Annotated in this window: 13 protein-coding genes and 1 pseudogene; 8 read left to right on the forward strand and 6 right to left on the reverse strand. The window is 71.6% G+C overall.

Annotation, left to right across the window (positions count from 1 at the left end; all coding sequences use genetic code 11):
• Nucleotides 1-31 precede the first annotated feature (31 nt).
• The 3 genes and pseudogenes from QR77_RS20800 to QR77_RS47475 form a co-directional block, all read right to left on the reverse strand.
• Nucleotides 32-910 (reverse strand): alpha/beta hydrolase, encoded by an 879-nt coding sequence (locus QR77_RS20800; protein ID WP_078876950.1) that lies wholly within the window; start codon nt 908-910, stop codon nt 32-34.
• Nucleotides 911-1,065: 155 nt separating this feature from the next.
• On the reverse strand, nt 1,066-1,986 hold the full coding sequence (locus QR77_RS20805) for an NAD(P)H-binding protein (protein ID WP_052489663.1): 921 nt from the start codon (nt 1,984-1,986) through the stop codon (nt 1,066-1,068).
• A 3-nt stretch (nt 1,987-1,989) separates the two neighbouring features.
• Nucleotides 1,990-2,388, reverse strand: a pseudogene (locus QR77_RS47475) (nuclear transport factor 2 family protein); the annotation flags it as partial.
• Nucleotides 2,389-2,479: 91 nt separating this feature from the next.
• Here QR77_RS47475 and QR77_RS20810 point away from each other — a divergent pair.
• The 5 genes from QR77_RS20810 to QR77_RS20830 all read left to right on the forward strand — a co-directional run bounded on the left by QR77_RS20810 (nt 2,480) and on the right by QR77_RS20830 (nt 8,164).
• Nucleotides 2,480-3,148 carry a TetR/AcrR family transcriptional regulator gene (locus QR77_RS20810; protein WP_052488937.1) on the forward strand — a complete coding sequence of 223 codons (669 nt, stop codon included), beginning with the start codon at nt 2,480-2,482 and terminating at the stop codon, nt 3,146-3,148.
• 114 nt (nt 3,149-3,262) lie between these two features.
• On the forward strand, nt 3,263-4,837 hold the full coding sequence (locus QR77_RS20815; RefSeq protein WP_078876954.1) for a hypothetical protein: 1,575 nt from the start codon (nt 3,263-3,265) through the stop codon (nt 4,835-4,837).
• Between the two features lie 88 nt (nt 4,838-4,925).
• Entirely contained in the window at nt 4,926-6,464 is a 1,539-nt protein-coding gene (locus tag QR77_RS20820; protein WP_052488938.1) for an alpha/beta hydrolase, read from the forward strand.
• A gap of 115 nt (nt 6,465-6,579) precedes the next feature.
• A complete protein-coding gene (locus tag QR77_RS20825) occupies nt 6,580-7,428 on the forward strand; it encodes an alpha/beta hydrolase (protein WP_040023547.1) in 849 nt (282 codons plus the stop codon).
• Between the two features lie 85 nt (nt 7,429-7,513).
• Entirely contained in the window at nt 7,514-8,164 is a 651-nt protein-coding gene (locus QR77_RS20830; protein ID WP_040023549.1) for a hypothetical protein, read from the forward strand.
• Here the strand turns inward: QR77_RS20830 and QR77_RS20835 are convergent.
• Entirely contained in the window at nt 8,155-8,877 is a 723-nt protein-coding gene (locus QR77_RS20835; protein ID WP_052488939.1) for a TetR/AcrR family transcriptional regulator, read from the reverse strand. The genes QR77_RS20830 and QR77_RS20835 overlap by 10 nt on opposite strands.
• Before the next feature lie 135 nt (nt 8,878-9,012).
• On the opposite strand from QR77_RS20835, the gene QR77_RS20840 reads away from it, so the two are divergent.
• The 3 genes from QR77_RS20840 to QR77_RS20850 are packed head-to-tail and all read left to right on the forward strand — an operon-like array spanning nt 9,013 to nt 12,185.
• Nucleotides 9,013-9,642, forward strand: coding sequence for an NAD(P)H-dependent oxidoreductase (locus QR77_RS20840; RefSeq protein WP_052488940.1), 630 nt, complete (start codon nt 9,013-9,015; stop codon nt 9,640-9,642).
• A 6-nt stretch (nt 9,643-9,648) separates the two neighbouring features.
• Nucleotides 9,649-11,172 carry a DHA2 family efflux MFS transporter permease subunit gene (locus tag QR77_RS20845; protein ID WP_063798057.1) on the forward strand — a complete coding sequence of 508 codons (1,524 nt, stop codon included), beginning with the start codon at nt 9,649-9,651 and terminating at the stop codon, nt 11,170-11,172.
• Between the two features lie 11 nt (nt 11,173-11,183).
• The gene (locus QR77_RS20850) at nt 11,184-12,185 is read left to right on the forward strand and encodes a zinc-binding dehydrogenase (RefSeq protein ID WP_040023551.1); all 1,002 of its coding nucleotides are present in this window, start codon (nt 11,184-11,186) and stop codon (nt 12,183-12,185) included.
• Between the two features lie 61 nt (nt 12,186-12,246).
• Here QR77_RS20850 and QR77_RS20855 read toward each other — a convergent pair whose 3' ends face one another.
• Together QR77_RS20855 and QR77_RS20860 are read right to left on the reverse strand one after the other, a co-directional pair.
• The gene (locus QR77_RS20855; protein ID WP_040023552.1) at nt 12,247-13,086 is read right to left on the reverse strand and encodes an alpha/beta hydrolase; all 840 of its coding nucleotides are present in this window, start codon (nt 13,084-13,086) and stop codon (nt 12,247-12,249) included.
• A gap of 237 nt (nt 13,087-13,323) precedes the next feature.
• Entirely contained in the window at nt 13,324-14,148 is an 825-nt protein-coding gene (locus QR77_RS20860; RefSeq protein WP_040023553.1) for an alpha/beta hydrolase, read from the reverse strand.
• Between the last annotated feature and the right edge of the window lie 411 nt (nt 14,149-14,559).

Below are 14,559 nucleotides of genomic sequence, written 5' to 3' on the forward strand. Positions count from 1 at the left end.
AGTGGGCCGCGACTGGCAGTGGCCCCCTGCGTCAGCGGGCCGTCGTGACCGCGGCGTCGTCGATGAGGCGGGTGACGACATCCGGGTGCGAGATCATCGCGACATGTGAGCTGTTGATCTCGATCGTGTGCGAGTGCGCGCGCTTCGCCTCGAACCGCTCCAGTTCGGGAGAGATCGCCCGGTCCTCCTTGGCCACCAGCGCCCAGGAGGGAATGGTGTGCCAGGCGGCGGCCTTCGTCTTGTCCGTGAACGCCGTGGCGCTGATCGGCCGCTGCGACGCGCCGAGCACGGCCGACTGGACCGGGTCGAGATCCGCGGTGAACACGCGGTGGAACTTCGCGGTGTCGATGTAGAGGTCCGTACCGGTGCCGCCCTTGCCGGTGCCGTTGTCGAAGGGCACCTGGACCAGCGCGGGGTTCAGCTCCGAGCCGGGGAACTTGTTGTTGAGGGTGCCGAGGTCCTCGCCCTTGTCGGGCACGAAGGAGGAGATGTAGACGAGCGCCTTCACGTCCTTGTCACCGGCGGCTGCCTGGGTGATGACCGCGCCACCGTACGAGTGGCCGACCAGCACGATCGGTCCCTTGACGCTCTTCAGGAAGCTGGCGATGTAGGCGGAGTCCGTCGTCAGGCCCCGCAGCGGGTCGGCGGGAGCGACGACGGTGTAGCCCTCGCTCTGGAGTCGTTCGACGACCCCGCTCCAGCTCGAAGCGTCGGCGAAGGCGCCGTGCACCAGGACGATCGTCGGTCTCGGCCCTGAGTGCCCCGGCCCGAACCCGGCTCCGGGCACGGGCCCGAGGCCTTCGCCCGCGTCACGCGCCGTGGCGAGCGGTGCGGACAGGGCGGACAGCAGCGCCCCGGTGAGGGCGGTGGCGAGCAGCGCGCGACGGAATCCGAAATGACGAATGGTCATGCTTCTCTCCTACGGTCAGATGATCGGGGCGGTCCCCGTGCGGTCACTGCCTACCAGCAGCGGGGGCCCGGAGCGCCGAGGCTCGATACGTACGGAGATGAGCACCGCTCGAACGGCGGCGCGACACGCGATCACCGGCCCGGCGGCCATCCCGGTCACGCCCGGACGGCGGGTGCTTTCCCGAACGAGTCGGCGTGCGCTGCCGCGTACGCGGCGAACGACCGCGGCGGGCGGCCCGTGATCGCCTCCACCGTGCCGGTCGTACGGTCCTCCGCCCCGTCCGCTATCGACCGGTCCATGCCGGCCAGCAGCGCGGCGAACTCGGCGGGGATGCCGGCCGCCGCCAGCCGCTCGCGCATCCGCTCGTACGGGATCGGTGTGTGGTGCACGGCGCGACCGGTGATCCGGGCGACCGTGGCGGCGATCTCGCCGTAACTCAGCGCCTGCGGCCCGGTGATGATCAGATCGGTGTTGGGCGCTGTCGCGTCCAGGAGTGCGTGTACGGCGACCGCGGCGATGTCGTCGGCGTCGACGAACCCGACCCGGCCCTCACCCGTCGCGGTCAGGATCGAGCCCTCGGCGCGGATGGTGTCGGCGTGCGGGTGGCGGTCGGTGAAGTTCTGCATGAACCACGACGGCCTGAGCACCGCCCACTCACCGAACGTGTCGGCGACGGCCTGGTGCACCCGGCCCGCTCCCGGACCTCCGGCGGGGATCGCGGACGAGCTGAGGAGCACCGCCCGCCGCACTCCGGCGGCGCTCGCCCGCTTCAGGAACGGCAGCATGACGGCGGCGGGATCGTACGCGCCGGTCGGCGGTACGAGGTAGAGCAGGTCGGCGCCGCGCAGCGCGTCGTCGTGCGTGCTGGGATCGTCCCAGTCGAAGCGGACCGGCGTCGCGCCGTCGCCCTGATCGACCGCGCCACGGCTCGCGGCCCTGACCTGGTGCCCGAGCGCGACGAGCCGGCGCACGACCCGGCTGCCGGTGTTGCCGGTGGCTCCGGTGACCAGGACGGTACTGCCGTTGCCGCTGCCGATGGGTGCGGGTGCGGCGGCGCTCGGTGCGGCGGCGCGCATGGAGTCGGGCATCACCAGCGGGTTCCAGTAGTCGCGGTAGCGCGTGATGCGGCCGTTCCTGACCGTCACCACGGCGATGTACGACGAGTCGAGCGGCGCCCCGCTCGCGGCGGCGAGTCCGATCCCGCGCATCTCGGCGACGACCGTCTCCGGGTCCTCGGTCCGGTGGATCTCCACGTACGGGAAGTCGTGGAGGTCGATGTGATCGGTGTAGCCGCGCATGTAGCCGGCGAGCGCGGCCCGGCCCTCCAGGCGCTTGGGGGCGCCTTCGGGCGCGAACGGGAACTCGAAGACCACGTTCTCGTCCGACAGAGCGACCCAGCCGTCGATGTCCTTGTCGAGGAGGAGGCGCAGGCCGTGGCGGTAGAGGTCGGCCGGGGACCGGGGGGTGAGGTCGGGCATGGGGGTTCTCCTCTAATATATGGACTGTCGGTCCGCTTAACTATACGGACTGGCGGTCCGGTTTTTCAAGGGAAGGTTCAGGTCGTGCCCGATGGACGACGAAAAGGCAGGTCAGGAGCGCAGGGAACGCAGCGAGCGCAGGGAGCGCAAGGAGCGGTCGGACGCCGTACGTAACCGTGAGACCGTTCTGGCCGCCGCCGACGCGCTCTTCGCCCGCCACGAGAGCCCGCGCAGCGTGTCGATGGACGACATCGCGGCTGCGGCGGGCGTCGGCAAGGGCACGCTCTTCAGGCGCTTCGGCGACCGCACCGGGCTGATCCGCGCGCTGTTCGCGGCGCGTATCGAGCCGCTCCGGCACTCCGTGGAGGCGGGCCCGGCGCCGCTCGGGCCCGGCACTTCCCCGTACGAACGGGTGCCCGCGCTGCTCGACGCCCTTCTCAGCTTCAAGCTCGCCAACCGTTACCTCTCCCTGGCCCTGGAGGAGGCGGGCAGCGGCAGTCCGTACGAGGGGCCCCACTACACCTGGTGGCACGACATCCTGCGGGACACGCTCGAGGCGGTACCGGGCATGGACAGCGCGGATTTCACCGCGCACGCGCTGCTCGCCGCCGTCCGCGCCGACCTGGTGGAACATCTGCTGGCCGGGCCCGGGACGACCCCTGGGGCGAGCTCCGAGGCGACTCCCGGGACGACCCCCGAGGCGATCAGGGCGGATCTGGCGCTGTTCGCGGCCCGGGTGGTGGGGCGCGGCGGTTCCTGACGCCGGGTGCGGTCCGCGCACCCGCCGCCGTCATGCGTCCGTTCGAGGGATGAATCGCGGCCCCGCGCCGGTGTCGCGCGGCTGTGACCGGCCCCGGGGGCGCAGCGTGGCGCTATGCATCAGGTGCCCGTCGCCTCCGGGCGATTCCCGGAAGAGCCCCGTGACGCCAAGATCTGGGGAGGAGGACGCAGCGGCCGACTGGCGCGTGCGCTGTCCAGGAACGCCTGGACCGGGGCCGTCGCCGTCGCTTTCACGCTCGTCCAACTCCTCCTGGTCGTACCGGGGATGGGGCTCGGCTGGGACGAGACGGTCTATGTCAGCCAGGTGAGCACGGAAGCTCCGGCGTCGTTCTTCAGCGCGCCGCGCGCCCGGGGCATCACGTATCTCATCGCTCCGGTGACCCAACTGACCGACTCCGTCACCGCTCTGCGCTGCTACCTCGCCGTGCTGACCGGGGGCGCGCTCTTCCTCGGGCTGCGGATCTGGCGGTCGCTGCTGCCGGGGCCGGTGGTCGCGCTGGCCGGTGCGCTCTTCGCCTCGCTGTGGATCACCCTCTTCTACGGCCCGCAGGTCATGCCCAACCTGGCGGTCGCGCTCTCTTCGCTCATCGCGACCGGCTGTTTTCTGCGCGCGGTGCGTGCGGGACACGCCGACGCTCCTGGTGTACGTACGACCGCTGCCGCCGCCCGCGCCCCCGTCCCCGCGCTCGTCGGCCTGGGGTGTGCCGTGGCCGTCGCCGCGCTCATGCGTCCGAGCGACGCGGTGTGGCTCGTACTGCCCCTCCTGGTGGCCGCGTTGGCCGTCCGCGCGTGGCGCAGCCCGCTGGTGGTGCTGGTGCTTCTCGCCGGTGCCGTCGCCGGGGCCGGTCAGTGGGTGGTCGAGGCGTACGCCGCCTACGGCGGGCTCATCACCCGGCTGCACCGGTCCAGCGAGATCCAGGGCGGTATGGGCTGGCACCTCGCCTTCGGCTATCAACTGCGGGCGCTGGAAGGGCGATCGCTGTGCCGACCGTGCGACATGCCCTGGCGCCGGCCGTCGGCGGCCCTGTGGTGGTTCGCCCTGCCGGTCCTGGTCCTCGGCGGGGTGCTGGCCGCCGTACGCACCCGCCTCAGGGCGGTCGTGCTCCTGCCGGCCCTGACCGGGCTGTCCCTCGCCGTGCCGTATCTGCTGATGATCGACTACGCGGCGCCGCGCTTCCTGCTGCCCACCTATGCCCTGCTCTTCCTCCCGGTGGCCCTGGGCCTGATCCGGCTGGTCGCGGCGGTGCGGCCCGCGCTGCGCGCACAGGCGGCGACGGTGGTCGCGCTCGTCCTGGTGGTGCACGTCGGCTCGCAGTACGCGACGCTGCACGGGATCGTCGACCGGAGCAGGGCCACCCGCGATTCGATCGGCTTCGTCGCCGCCGAACTCAACCGCCAGGGGGTACGGCCGCCCTGCACCGTCACCGGTCTCGAAGCGGTACGGATCGCCTTCCGCGCCGGCTGCGCGTCCCGGCAGATCGGCGGGCACGACAGCAGCCTCAGCTCGACCGACCTGCTGCGACTGGCCGAACACCGGCCGGTGGCACTGCTGTTGGAGCAGGGCCGACCGGTGCCCGCGTACACCCGCGGATGGCGGCCGGAACCGGCGCGGCATCTGCCGGGGCTGCGTGAATTCCGTATGTACGTGTCGCCCCCACCCGGCGGCTGACCTGGCCCGTCCCGCTGGGGGTAGCCCCACCGGTGGTGGCAGGCCTGCTGGATGGGCATCAGTGGCCCCGTCAACCACCCTTGTTTCCATGCCTACTTACACCTCACGAACGCTTCTGATCGCCCTCTCGGCGGCAGCCGTCGCCACCGGCCTGACCGGGGCAACCGCCACCGCCGCCACGTCCGCCTCCGCCCCCGCCTCCACCGCGTCCCGCGCGCTCACCTGGCGGCCGTGCGCCGTGTCCGGCGGGCCGGCCGGGCAGGAGTGCGCTGATCTGTCCGTACCGCTCGACTACGCGGCCCCGGCCGGCCGGCAGGTCACCGTCGCCGTCACCAGGGTCCGCAGCGACCGGCCCGAGGCGCGGCGCGGGACACTGCTGGTGGTCCCCGGCGGTCCTGGCGGGTCCGGGGTGCAGGAGGTGGGACAGAGCGGGAACGCCCTGCTCAAGGAGATGGCGGGCGCGTACGACATCGTCAGCCTCGACCCGCGCGGTGTGGGCGGCAGTACCAAGGCGAGCTGCGAACTCCCCGCAAGCCAGCGGTATTTGGTGAACCTCAGATCCTGGCCGGCGCCGGACGGCTCGATCAAGGAGGACGTCGCCACCTCCCGCGCCGTGGCCGAGGCGTGCGGTCGCCACGGAGGCCCCGTGCTGGACAGCTTCACCACGGACAACGAGGCACGCGACATCGACCGCTTCCGTCAGGCGCTGGGCGAGGAGAAGCTGTCGGCCTACGGGGTCTCCTACGGTACGTACGTCACGGCCGTCTACGCGCAGAAGTACCCGCAGCACACCGACCGTCTCGTCCTGGACAGCTCCGGCGACCCGGATCCGACACGCGTCGAGCGCGGCTGGCTGGCGAACATGTCGAGGGCGGCGGCCGACCGCTTCCCCGACTTCGCGGCCTGGGCCGCCGACCCGGCCCGCGAGAGTGAGGGGCTCCGGCTGGCCCAACGGCCGCAGGACGTCGAGCCGTTGTTCCTCGACGTGGCCGCGAAGCTGGACCGGGCACCGAGGGAGACGACCACCGAGGGCGTTCCGCTGACCGGTAACGTGCTGCGCCAAGTGCTCCAGAACGACCTGTACAGCGACGACTCGTTCCCCCAACTCGCCGCCCTCATCAAGGCGGCCCAGGACCCGAAGGACAAGCCCGTCCTGCCCGGTTTCGTGGCCCAGCCCATGCCGGACGAGGACGCGGCGGTCGTCGTCGCTGTGCTCTGCAACGACGTACGGTGGCCGGGGTCGGTCGCGTCGTACGAGCGCGCCGTGGCCGCCGACCGCGCCCGGTATCCGCTGACGGGCGGGATGGCGGCGGACATCACGCCCTGCGCCTTCTGGAAGCACGCACCGGCGGCCAAGCCCACCCGGATCACCGCCGAAGGGCCGTCCAACGTCCTGATGGTCCAGAACCTCCGCGACCCGGCGACCCCGTACTTCGGGGCGCTCAAGATGCGTGAGGCACTCGGCGACCGGGCCAGGCTGGTGACGGTCGACCACGGCGGCCACGGCGCCTACCTGGGCGACGGCGGCGGCGACGCCTGCGCGGACCGGGCGGTCACCGGATTCCTGACGACGGGCAGCCGGCCGAGCCGCGACGCCTCCTGCCCGGCGACGGTCGCGGCGCGCTGACGGTCCGAACTCGGGGTGTCCGTAGGGTGTGTCGGCGGCGGTGGGGGATGTGGGTCGGCGCGACCTGCCTAGCCCTGTCCCCGACCGTGACCGACCCACGAAGGAGAAGCGCGCGATGACCAGCGTGACCCGGCTGACCGACCTCACCTACGCCGAAGTCGACGGCCGCAAGCTCCGGTTGGACCTCTACCGGCCCGACATCGACGGGCCTGTGCCCGCCGTCGTGCACCTGCACGGCGGCGGCTGGTCGCGCGGCGACAAGGCGGCGAACGCCGAAGTACGGCTCGCACCGCTCGCGGCGCACGGTGTGGCGGTGCTGTCCGTGGAGTACCGGCTGGTGCCGGAGGTCGTCTTCCCCGCCCCGGTACGCGATGTGAAGGCGGCGGTGCGGTGGACGCGCGCGCACGGCGCCGAGTACGGGCTGCTCACCGACCGTATCGGCCTGTGGGGAGCGTCGGCCGGCGCGATGCTCGCCTCGCTCGCCGGCCTCACGCCGGGCGACCCGGAGTTCGAGGTACCGGATTCCGAGGGATCCGGGGGAACGGGCGCCGACTACGCGCCGGAGCACTCAAGTGACGTACAGGCGGTGGTGCATTGGTTCGGTCCGACCGACTTCGTGTCGTCGGCGACCCGGAGCCCGCTGGAGGCCGCCATCCGCCCGCCAGGCCCTGAAGTGGCCCTCTTCGGACCGGGATCGGCCGACGAAGTCGCCGATGTGGCGCGCAGGGCAAGCCCGTTGCTCCGGGTCTCGTCCACCGCGCCACCGTTCCTGATCATGCACGGGGACCGTGACCGGATGGTCCCGATCTCGGAGTCGCAGGCGCTCCACGACGCGCTCTCGCGTGCGGGGGCCCGCTCGACCTTCGTGTCCCTCGCGGGTGCCGGACACGAAGACCCGTCCTTCAACAGCGCTCCGAACGTGGGGATGACGGCGGCGTTCCTGCTCGCCACGCTGTCCCCGTGAGCGCGGGAGTCCGCGCCGCTCCCTCATTGGCGGCCCGCCGGTAATTGCCGTGCCCGGCCCGGTGATCTCTGGCTACGCTCGGCCCGTGCAGCAGCCCATTGACACCAAAGCCCCGCTGGTCTTGGCGTTCCCGACGGCGCTCGCGGACGACGTCCGGGCGGTCCTGGCGATCATGCCGCGCTCGCGGCTGGAGCCCGCTGGGATGTTCTCGGTCGCCGTGCGGGGCGAGCAGGTCGCCATCCCCTCACGCCTCTACAACGACGAGCCCCCGGCAGGAGCCGTCGCGTCCCTTTCACCACGCCAAGGGACGGTCCTGCACTGCCTGTACACCAGGCACCACGACGGCATGGTCCGGCAACGCCACCTGGAGGCGATCGTCGGTGCTCCGGAGCCGTGGATCGTCCCGTTCGTGGTCCAGTTGGCGGGCGAGTACGTTCTGGAGATCCTGGTGGTCGTCCGTGACGGACTGCGTGATCTCGACACGCCGGACACCGGTCACCACCTCGCCTACGGGCAGTTCCTCGTGGACAACCCGGCCCTCTTCGCCCGTACGCAACGGCGCGTGGTGAGCTACTGGAACTGCTACCACCGGCTCAGTTACAGCAGTTTCCAGGGCTACCCGGGATGCGTTGTCCTCGACCTCCTGCGGTTCGCCGCTTCGGCGAGGGCCGGGCAGCGTTGGGCCGCACTCACTCCGGCCGGCGGTGGCGGCGGCCGGCTGGACGGTTACTGCTGAGGGCTGTTGGGGGCGTACGCCCGTAGGAACGCCCGTACTCCGACCTCCGTGATCCGGTCCATCTCCTGCCGGGGCAGCGGGAGGACGCCCCAGTAGGAACCGTGTGTGATGTCCGTCGAAGCGAGCGTGACGAAGTGCGCTCCGGCCTGGGCCGGGTCGCCGTGTGCGTTGATCAGGCCGGCCTCGTCCAGGGCGCCCATCCTGGAGGCGAGCACGCGCCGCACCGCGCGCGGGCCGGCCTCCTGCCAGGCCTCCAGCAGCTCGGCCGGTACGTGGCCGGCCTCCGCGTAGATGTGTCTGACCAGCGAGAAGTGGTCGTGGAAGTCGGTCATCAGGCCCACCCAGGCCCGCGCGAGGGCGAGCAGGTCGCGCTCCAGGTCCTCGGGGCGCGGCAGCCGTTCCGCGTCCAGATACCGGTCCAGCAGGACGAGTTGCGCGTCGCGCACCTGACTCGAACTCCACTGGATCACGGTGCCGAACAGCTCCTCCTTCCCGCCGGGGAAGTGGTTGTAGAGGGTGCGGGTCGACGCGCCCGCCTCGGCGGCGATGGTGTCGATGCCGGCGCGTGAGTAGCCGTCGCGGGCGAAGACCTGGCAGGCGGCGTGCGAGATCGCGGTGGTCTTCGCCGTACGGCCGCGCCGCTGAGCCGGTTCTGCCGTTGTGGTGGTTGCGGTGGGTTCAGTGGTCCCGGTGCTTCTGCTGGTCCTGGCCATTGCGTGCTGCCTCCCTCTCGATCGCATCCTAGTAACCACAACGTGCGTTGCGCTAATTACAACGCGCGTTGTAACTTGAGGGAAGTGGCCGCATCCGATCCGCGGCCCCGCCATGCGGAAGCAAGGGGATTCGCCATGCCCGAGACCACTCCTCCCACCCAGGACGACGCGGAAGCGCCGCTCAAGGTCGTCGTCATCATCGGAAGCGCCCGCGCCGGCCGCCTCGGCCCTTCGGTCGCCGACTGGTTCACCGGCCATGTCGGCTCCCGTACCGACATAGAGCTGGACGTCATGGACGTCGCCGGCCTGGAGCTGCCGGTCGCGATGCCCGGCTGGGACGGTGTGCCCGTGCCCGCCCAGCCGCTGCGGGGCGCGCTCGTCGAAGTCGGCGAGCGGCTGGTCGCCGCTGACGCCTTTGTCGTGGTCACCCCGGAGTACAACCACAGCTTCCCGGCCGCGCTGAAGAACCTCATCGACTGGCACTTCACCCAGTGGCAGGCCAAGCCGGTCGGCTTCGTCTCGTACGGCGGTATCGGCGGCGGGCTGCGCGCCGTGGAGCAACTCAGACTGGTCTTCGCCGAGTTGCACGCCATGACGGTGCGGGACTCGGTCAGCCTGCACCGCCCGTGGAACAACCTGGGCGACGACGGAGCGCCGCTGGACGCGACGGTACCGGAGGGCGCCGCCAAGGGCATGCTCGACCAACTCGTGTGGTGGGGACGGGCGTTGCGTACCGCGCGCGCTGTCCACCCGTACGGTCGGTGACACGCGGTGCGTGACCTCCCCGGTACCGTACGGGCCACCCCGCCGGGGGCCCCGGGACTGGCCGGGATCCTCACGGTCGTGATCGTCGGTTCGGTGATGTCCGTACTCGACGTGACCATCGTCAATGTCGCCCTGCACCCGCTCGCGGTGGCCTTCGACGCGCCGCTCCCCGCCGTCCAGTGGGTCGCCACCGGCTATACGCTCGCTCTCGCTGCCGTGATGCCGGTGGCAGCCTGGGCCATGGGCCGCTTCGGGGCCAGGCGCACGTACCTCACCGCCGTCGCGCTCTTCACCATCGGCTCCGCACTGGCCTCGCTGGCGTGGAACATCGGGACGCTGGTGCTGTTCCGGGTCGTACAGGGCCTGGGCGGCGGCCTGTTGATGCCGGTCGGCATGGCGATGGTCATCCGTCGCGCGGACAGGAAGCGGATGGGCCGGGCGATGGCGTACCTCGGTGTCCCGGTCCTGATCGGGCCGGTGACCGGGCCCGTCCTGGGCGGCTGGCTGGTCGACGCGGCGTCCTGGCACTGGATCTTCCTGGTCAACCTGCCGGTCGGCGTACTGGCGCTGATCCTCGGCGCCCGGCTGCTGCCGCGCGACGCGACGGCGGCGGCGCGGGGGCCCGACGTGCCGGCTGGGCTGGATCTCCCTGGGCTGCTGACCCTCTCACCGGGTCTCGGCCTGCTGATCTACGGTCTGTCCACGGGCGGTGAACGGGGCGACTTCACCGCGCCGGGCGCTCTGCTGCCGACCGTCGCCGGCCTCCTGCTGATGACCGGTTTTGTGGTCCGCGCGTCGACCGCGTCGCAACCTCTGCTGGAGCTGCGGCTGTTCAGGGAGCGTACCTTCACCGCCGCCCTCGCCACCCTGACGCTGTTCCCGTGCGCCTACTTCGGCTCGATGCTGCTGACGCCGATGTACTACCAGACGGTACGCGGACTCAGCGCGACGGAGTCGGGCCTGCTGGGCGCCCCGCTGGCCGTCGCCGTCGGTGTCTCGATGCAGGTCGCCACGCGCCGGATCGACAGGGCTTCGCCACGGCTGACGGTCGTCCCCGGCATTGTGGTGGCCGCTCTCGGCCTGTCCCTGTTCGCGGCTCAACTCGGCGCCGAGACGCCCTATTGGCGGCTGTGCGCCGCAATGGCGGTGATGGGGACGGGCGTCGGCATGGTGCTGATGCCGGCGAACACGACGGCTACGCGTGCCCTTGCCCCTGCCGATGTTCCTTCGGGCAGCACCATGGTGAGCATCGCCTCCCAGGTCGGCGCCTCGATCGGTACGGCGCTGATGTCGGTGGCGCTGGCCTCCGGTGCGGCCGGTACTGCCGGGGCGGCCGGTACGGGCGGCACGAGTGGTGCGCCGTCGGCCGGTGCGTACCGGGACGCCTACTGGTGGGCGGTGGCGCTGCTGGCCCTGGCCGTCGTCCCCGCGCTGCTCCTGCCGTCGCGCCGGCGCTCCCGTGAGGAGACACCGGTTCCGACACACCCAAACCCTTCGCCAACCCCCTTGCAGACCAAGGCCCAAGAGTGAGGCACACACCCATGTACGCAGTCCAACTGCACGAGTTCGGCCCCGCGGCGAACCTTCGGTACGAGCAGCTCCCGTCCCCGGTTCCCGGTCCGGGACAGGTCCGGATCGACGTACAGGCAGCGGGAGTTCACTTCATCGAGACGACATTGCGGGCCGGTCGCGCGGTGGGGCCGCACGCCGCCCCCGCGCTGCCCGTCGTTCTCGGCGGCGAGGTGGCCGGGGTGGTGAGCGCGCTGGGTCCGGACGTCGACGAGAGCTGGTCGGGGCGCCGGGTGGTCGGCACGCTCGACTCGTACGGCGGCTACGCCGAACAGGCGGTGGTCGCGACCGAGGCGCTGCACGACATCCCCGGAACCATGGGCGCCGACACGGCGGTGGCGATGGTCACCACGGGCTCGACCGCGCTCGGGATCCTCGATGTCGCCGACGCCGGACCCGGGGACATCGCCCTGGTCACCTCGGCGGCCGGCGGCCTCGGCGCGCTGTTCGTGCAGGCGCTGCGCGGCAAGGGCGTGACCGTCGTGGCCGTGGCCGGGCGGCCGGAGGGGGTCCGGCACGCCGCGTCGCTCGGCGCCGACATCGCCGTCGACTACCGCGCGCCGCACTGGCCGGACGAGGTACGCGACGCGCTCGGCGGCCGACAGCTCACCGTGGTGTTCGACGGCGTCGGCGGAGTCGCCGGCCGCCAGGCGTTCGAACTGCTCGGCCCCGGCGGGAGGTTCCTGCTGCACGGCTGGTCGTCGGGGGCCGCCACCCGTATCACCACCGACGACATCATCGAGCGGGCGGCCACCGTCACCTGGGCGCTCGGCCCCCGGATGCTGCACCGGGCGGGCAGCCTCCGGGAGTTGGGGGCTCGGGCGATCCGGGCCGCCGCCGACGGCGAACTCGTACCGCTGATCACCCGCTACCCGCTGGACCGCGCCGCCGAAGCGCACGCCGACCTGGAGAACCGCGGTGCGGCGGGCAAGATTGTCCTCATTCCGGCTACGGCCTCCGAAGTGCCCGCGTAGGCAGCCGACTTCACGGCCCGGATCTCACGGCCCGGATTTAACCGCCCGGTCCGCCGCCCGCTCATCCCAGGAACGCCGTCGTGGTCGCCACGAACTGATCGGCGTCGTCGAGCCACGGGTAGTGGCCGGCTCCGGGCTGTACGACGAGCCGGGCGTTCGGGAACAGGCCGGTGAACTCGGCCATGGCGCGGGGCGGGGCCCCGAGGTCGACCTCCCCGGCGAGCAGCAGCACCGGCGCCCCGAACCGTGCGAGCGCCGCGCGGGTGGTGTCCGGGTCGAAGGCTCCTTCGGAGCCGAAGACTGCTGCGGCCTCGTGGTTCTTGTGCGCGTCCCCGGCGGCCTGGATCGCCTGGGCCGCCTTGTCCCAACGCCCGTGCGAGAGCGGCTCGATGGCCGCCCACCTCTCGTCGGTGGCCCGGCCGGCGACGATCTCCTCCAGGGCGGCGAACGCCGCGGGGAACCACGGTTCGCCCTGCCGGAGCCGCGCGGTCTCGAGCCGGAGGTCCCCGCTGATCGCGATGCCGACGGCGAAGACGCTCGGTGTGATCAGCGCGAGCCTGCTGACGCGTTCCGGGTGGCGTTCCGCGTACAGCACCGCGAGGTTCGCACCGGCGGAGTGCGCGAGGAGGTCGATCCGGTCCAGGCCGAGGTGCTCGCGCAGGGCCTCCACGTCGTCCACGAGCCGGTCGCAGCGGTAGGTGTCCGCGTTGTCCGGTGTCGCCGAGCCGCCGGTGCCGCGGGGATCCGGCATGACCAACTGCCGGTGCGCGGAGAGCCCGCCCAGGTCGCTGAGGTAGTCGGAATCCAGCATCGGCCCCCCGGGCAGGCAGATCACCGGGGGGCCTTCGCCGTACACGTGGTGGGCGAGCGTGGTTCCGTCGTACGCGGAGAATTGAGGCATGGGGGGACTCTGGCAGCGGCCCCCCGGCGCGGCAACCGGATTAGGCCCTGTTTCCCGGATCTTCGCGGGCCCGGAACGCCTGGCACGGCACCTCGCCGCGTTGTCGGAGTCGTCCAAGTACGTCCAGTACGAGGACGATCCTCCGCCTTGCGATGTACCGCACCAGACGCCCCGGGCTCGTCCACGAAGATCCGGGAAACAGGACCTAGCCGGGGGCAGAAGCCGAAGAACGGGTGGTCAGCGGGTGGTGCTTCGCGCGGCGTCGTTGATGATGTCGGCGACCGCGCCCGGGTGCGAGACCGATACCGCGTGGGAGGACTTGATCTCGACCGTGTGCGCGTGGGCGCGCTCGGCCATGAAGCGCTGGGTGGCGAGCGGGATGTTCTTGTCCTGGGTGGTGATCAGGTCCCACGAGGGGATGGTCCGCCAGGCCGCCTTTGTCGCCTTCTCATCCAGCGCCGAGGCGGCTATCGGCCGCTGGGTGGCCGCCATGAGCGCCGCCGTCGAGGCGGGCACGTCGGCCGCGAACTGCTGGTGGAACACGTCGGACTTGATGTAGAGGTCGGTGCCGGTGCCGCCGCCGGGAAGCGGGAACGGTACCTGGTTGACCGCGGCCGACAGGGTGCTGCCGGGGAACTTCGCGGTCAGCTCTCCCGCGCTCTCGCCCTTGTCGGGGGCGAAGGCCGCGACGTAGACGAGCGCCTTGACGTCGGGGTCCCCGTCGGCTGCTTCGCTGATGACACTGCCGCCGTAGGAGTGCCCCACCAGCACGATCGGGCCCTTGACGCTGTCGAGGACGCTCCTGACGTACGCCGCGTCACTGGCGACTCCGCGCAGCGGGTTGGCGGGGGCGACGACCGGATAGCCCTCGTGCTGAAGCTTCCCGATGACGCCGTTCCAGCTCGACGCGTCGGCGAAGGCGCCGTGCACCAGGACGACGGTGGGCTTGGCCGCTGTCGTGTGGTGCGGGGCGGACTTGGCCGCTGCGGGAACGGCTACGGCGACGGTCGCGGTGACCGCGGCGATGGTGCCGAGCAGCGCGAGCGAGGACTTGAGCTTCATGGCGACTCTCCTACGAGGACGGTGGGCGGGCTGTCCACCGGTTCGACTGGGTACGACGAGAAAAGTAGCGCACAACTAACTTGTGCACAACTCAATCGTGGGATGGGTATCCGGCCTGCGAGGGAAGTGGCCGTCGGGGCGTGGCGGCCGGTTGGGCGGCTGGACCCCGGGCGGGGGCGGGGATTCTCCGGCTCCGTGGTGCACGAGTGCCCTATGGAGGGCGCAAGTTGGTGCACCGGTGCCGTAGTACGGAGTGTGTTCGCGTCGTACGTTTTGCGTGTGCGGCGGCCCTGCCGGGACGAGGCACCGTCTCGGGGGAAACGGATCGGTGACCGGTATGTCGTGTGCAGGGCCGCCTCTCGGGTGCCGCAGGTCCGACCCGAGAAGCTGATCGTCGAGGACGGGGCCTGC

Origin of the sequence: Streptomyces sp. 150FB (assembly GCF_000818195.1) — a bacterium.
Classification (GTDB): Bacteria; Actinomycetota; Actinomycetes; order Streptomycetales; family Streptomycetaceae; genus Streptomyces.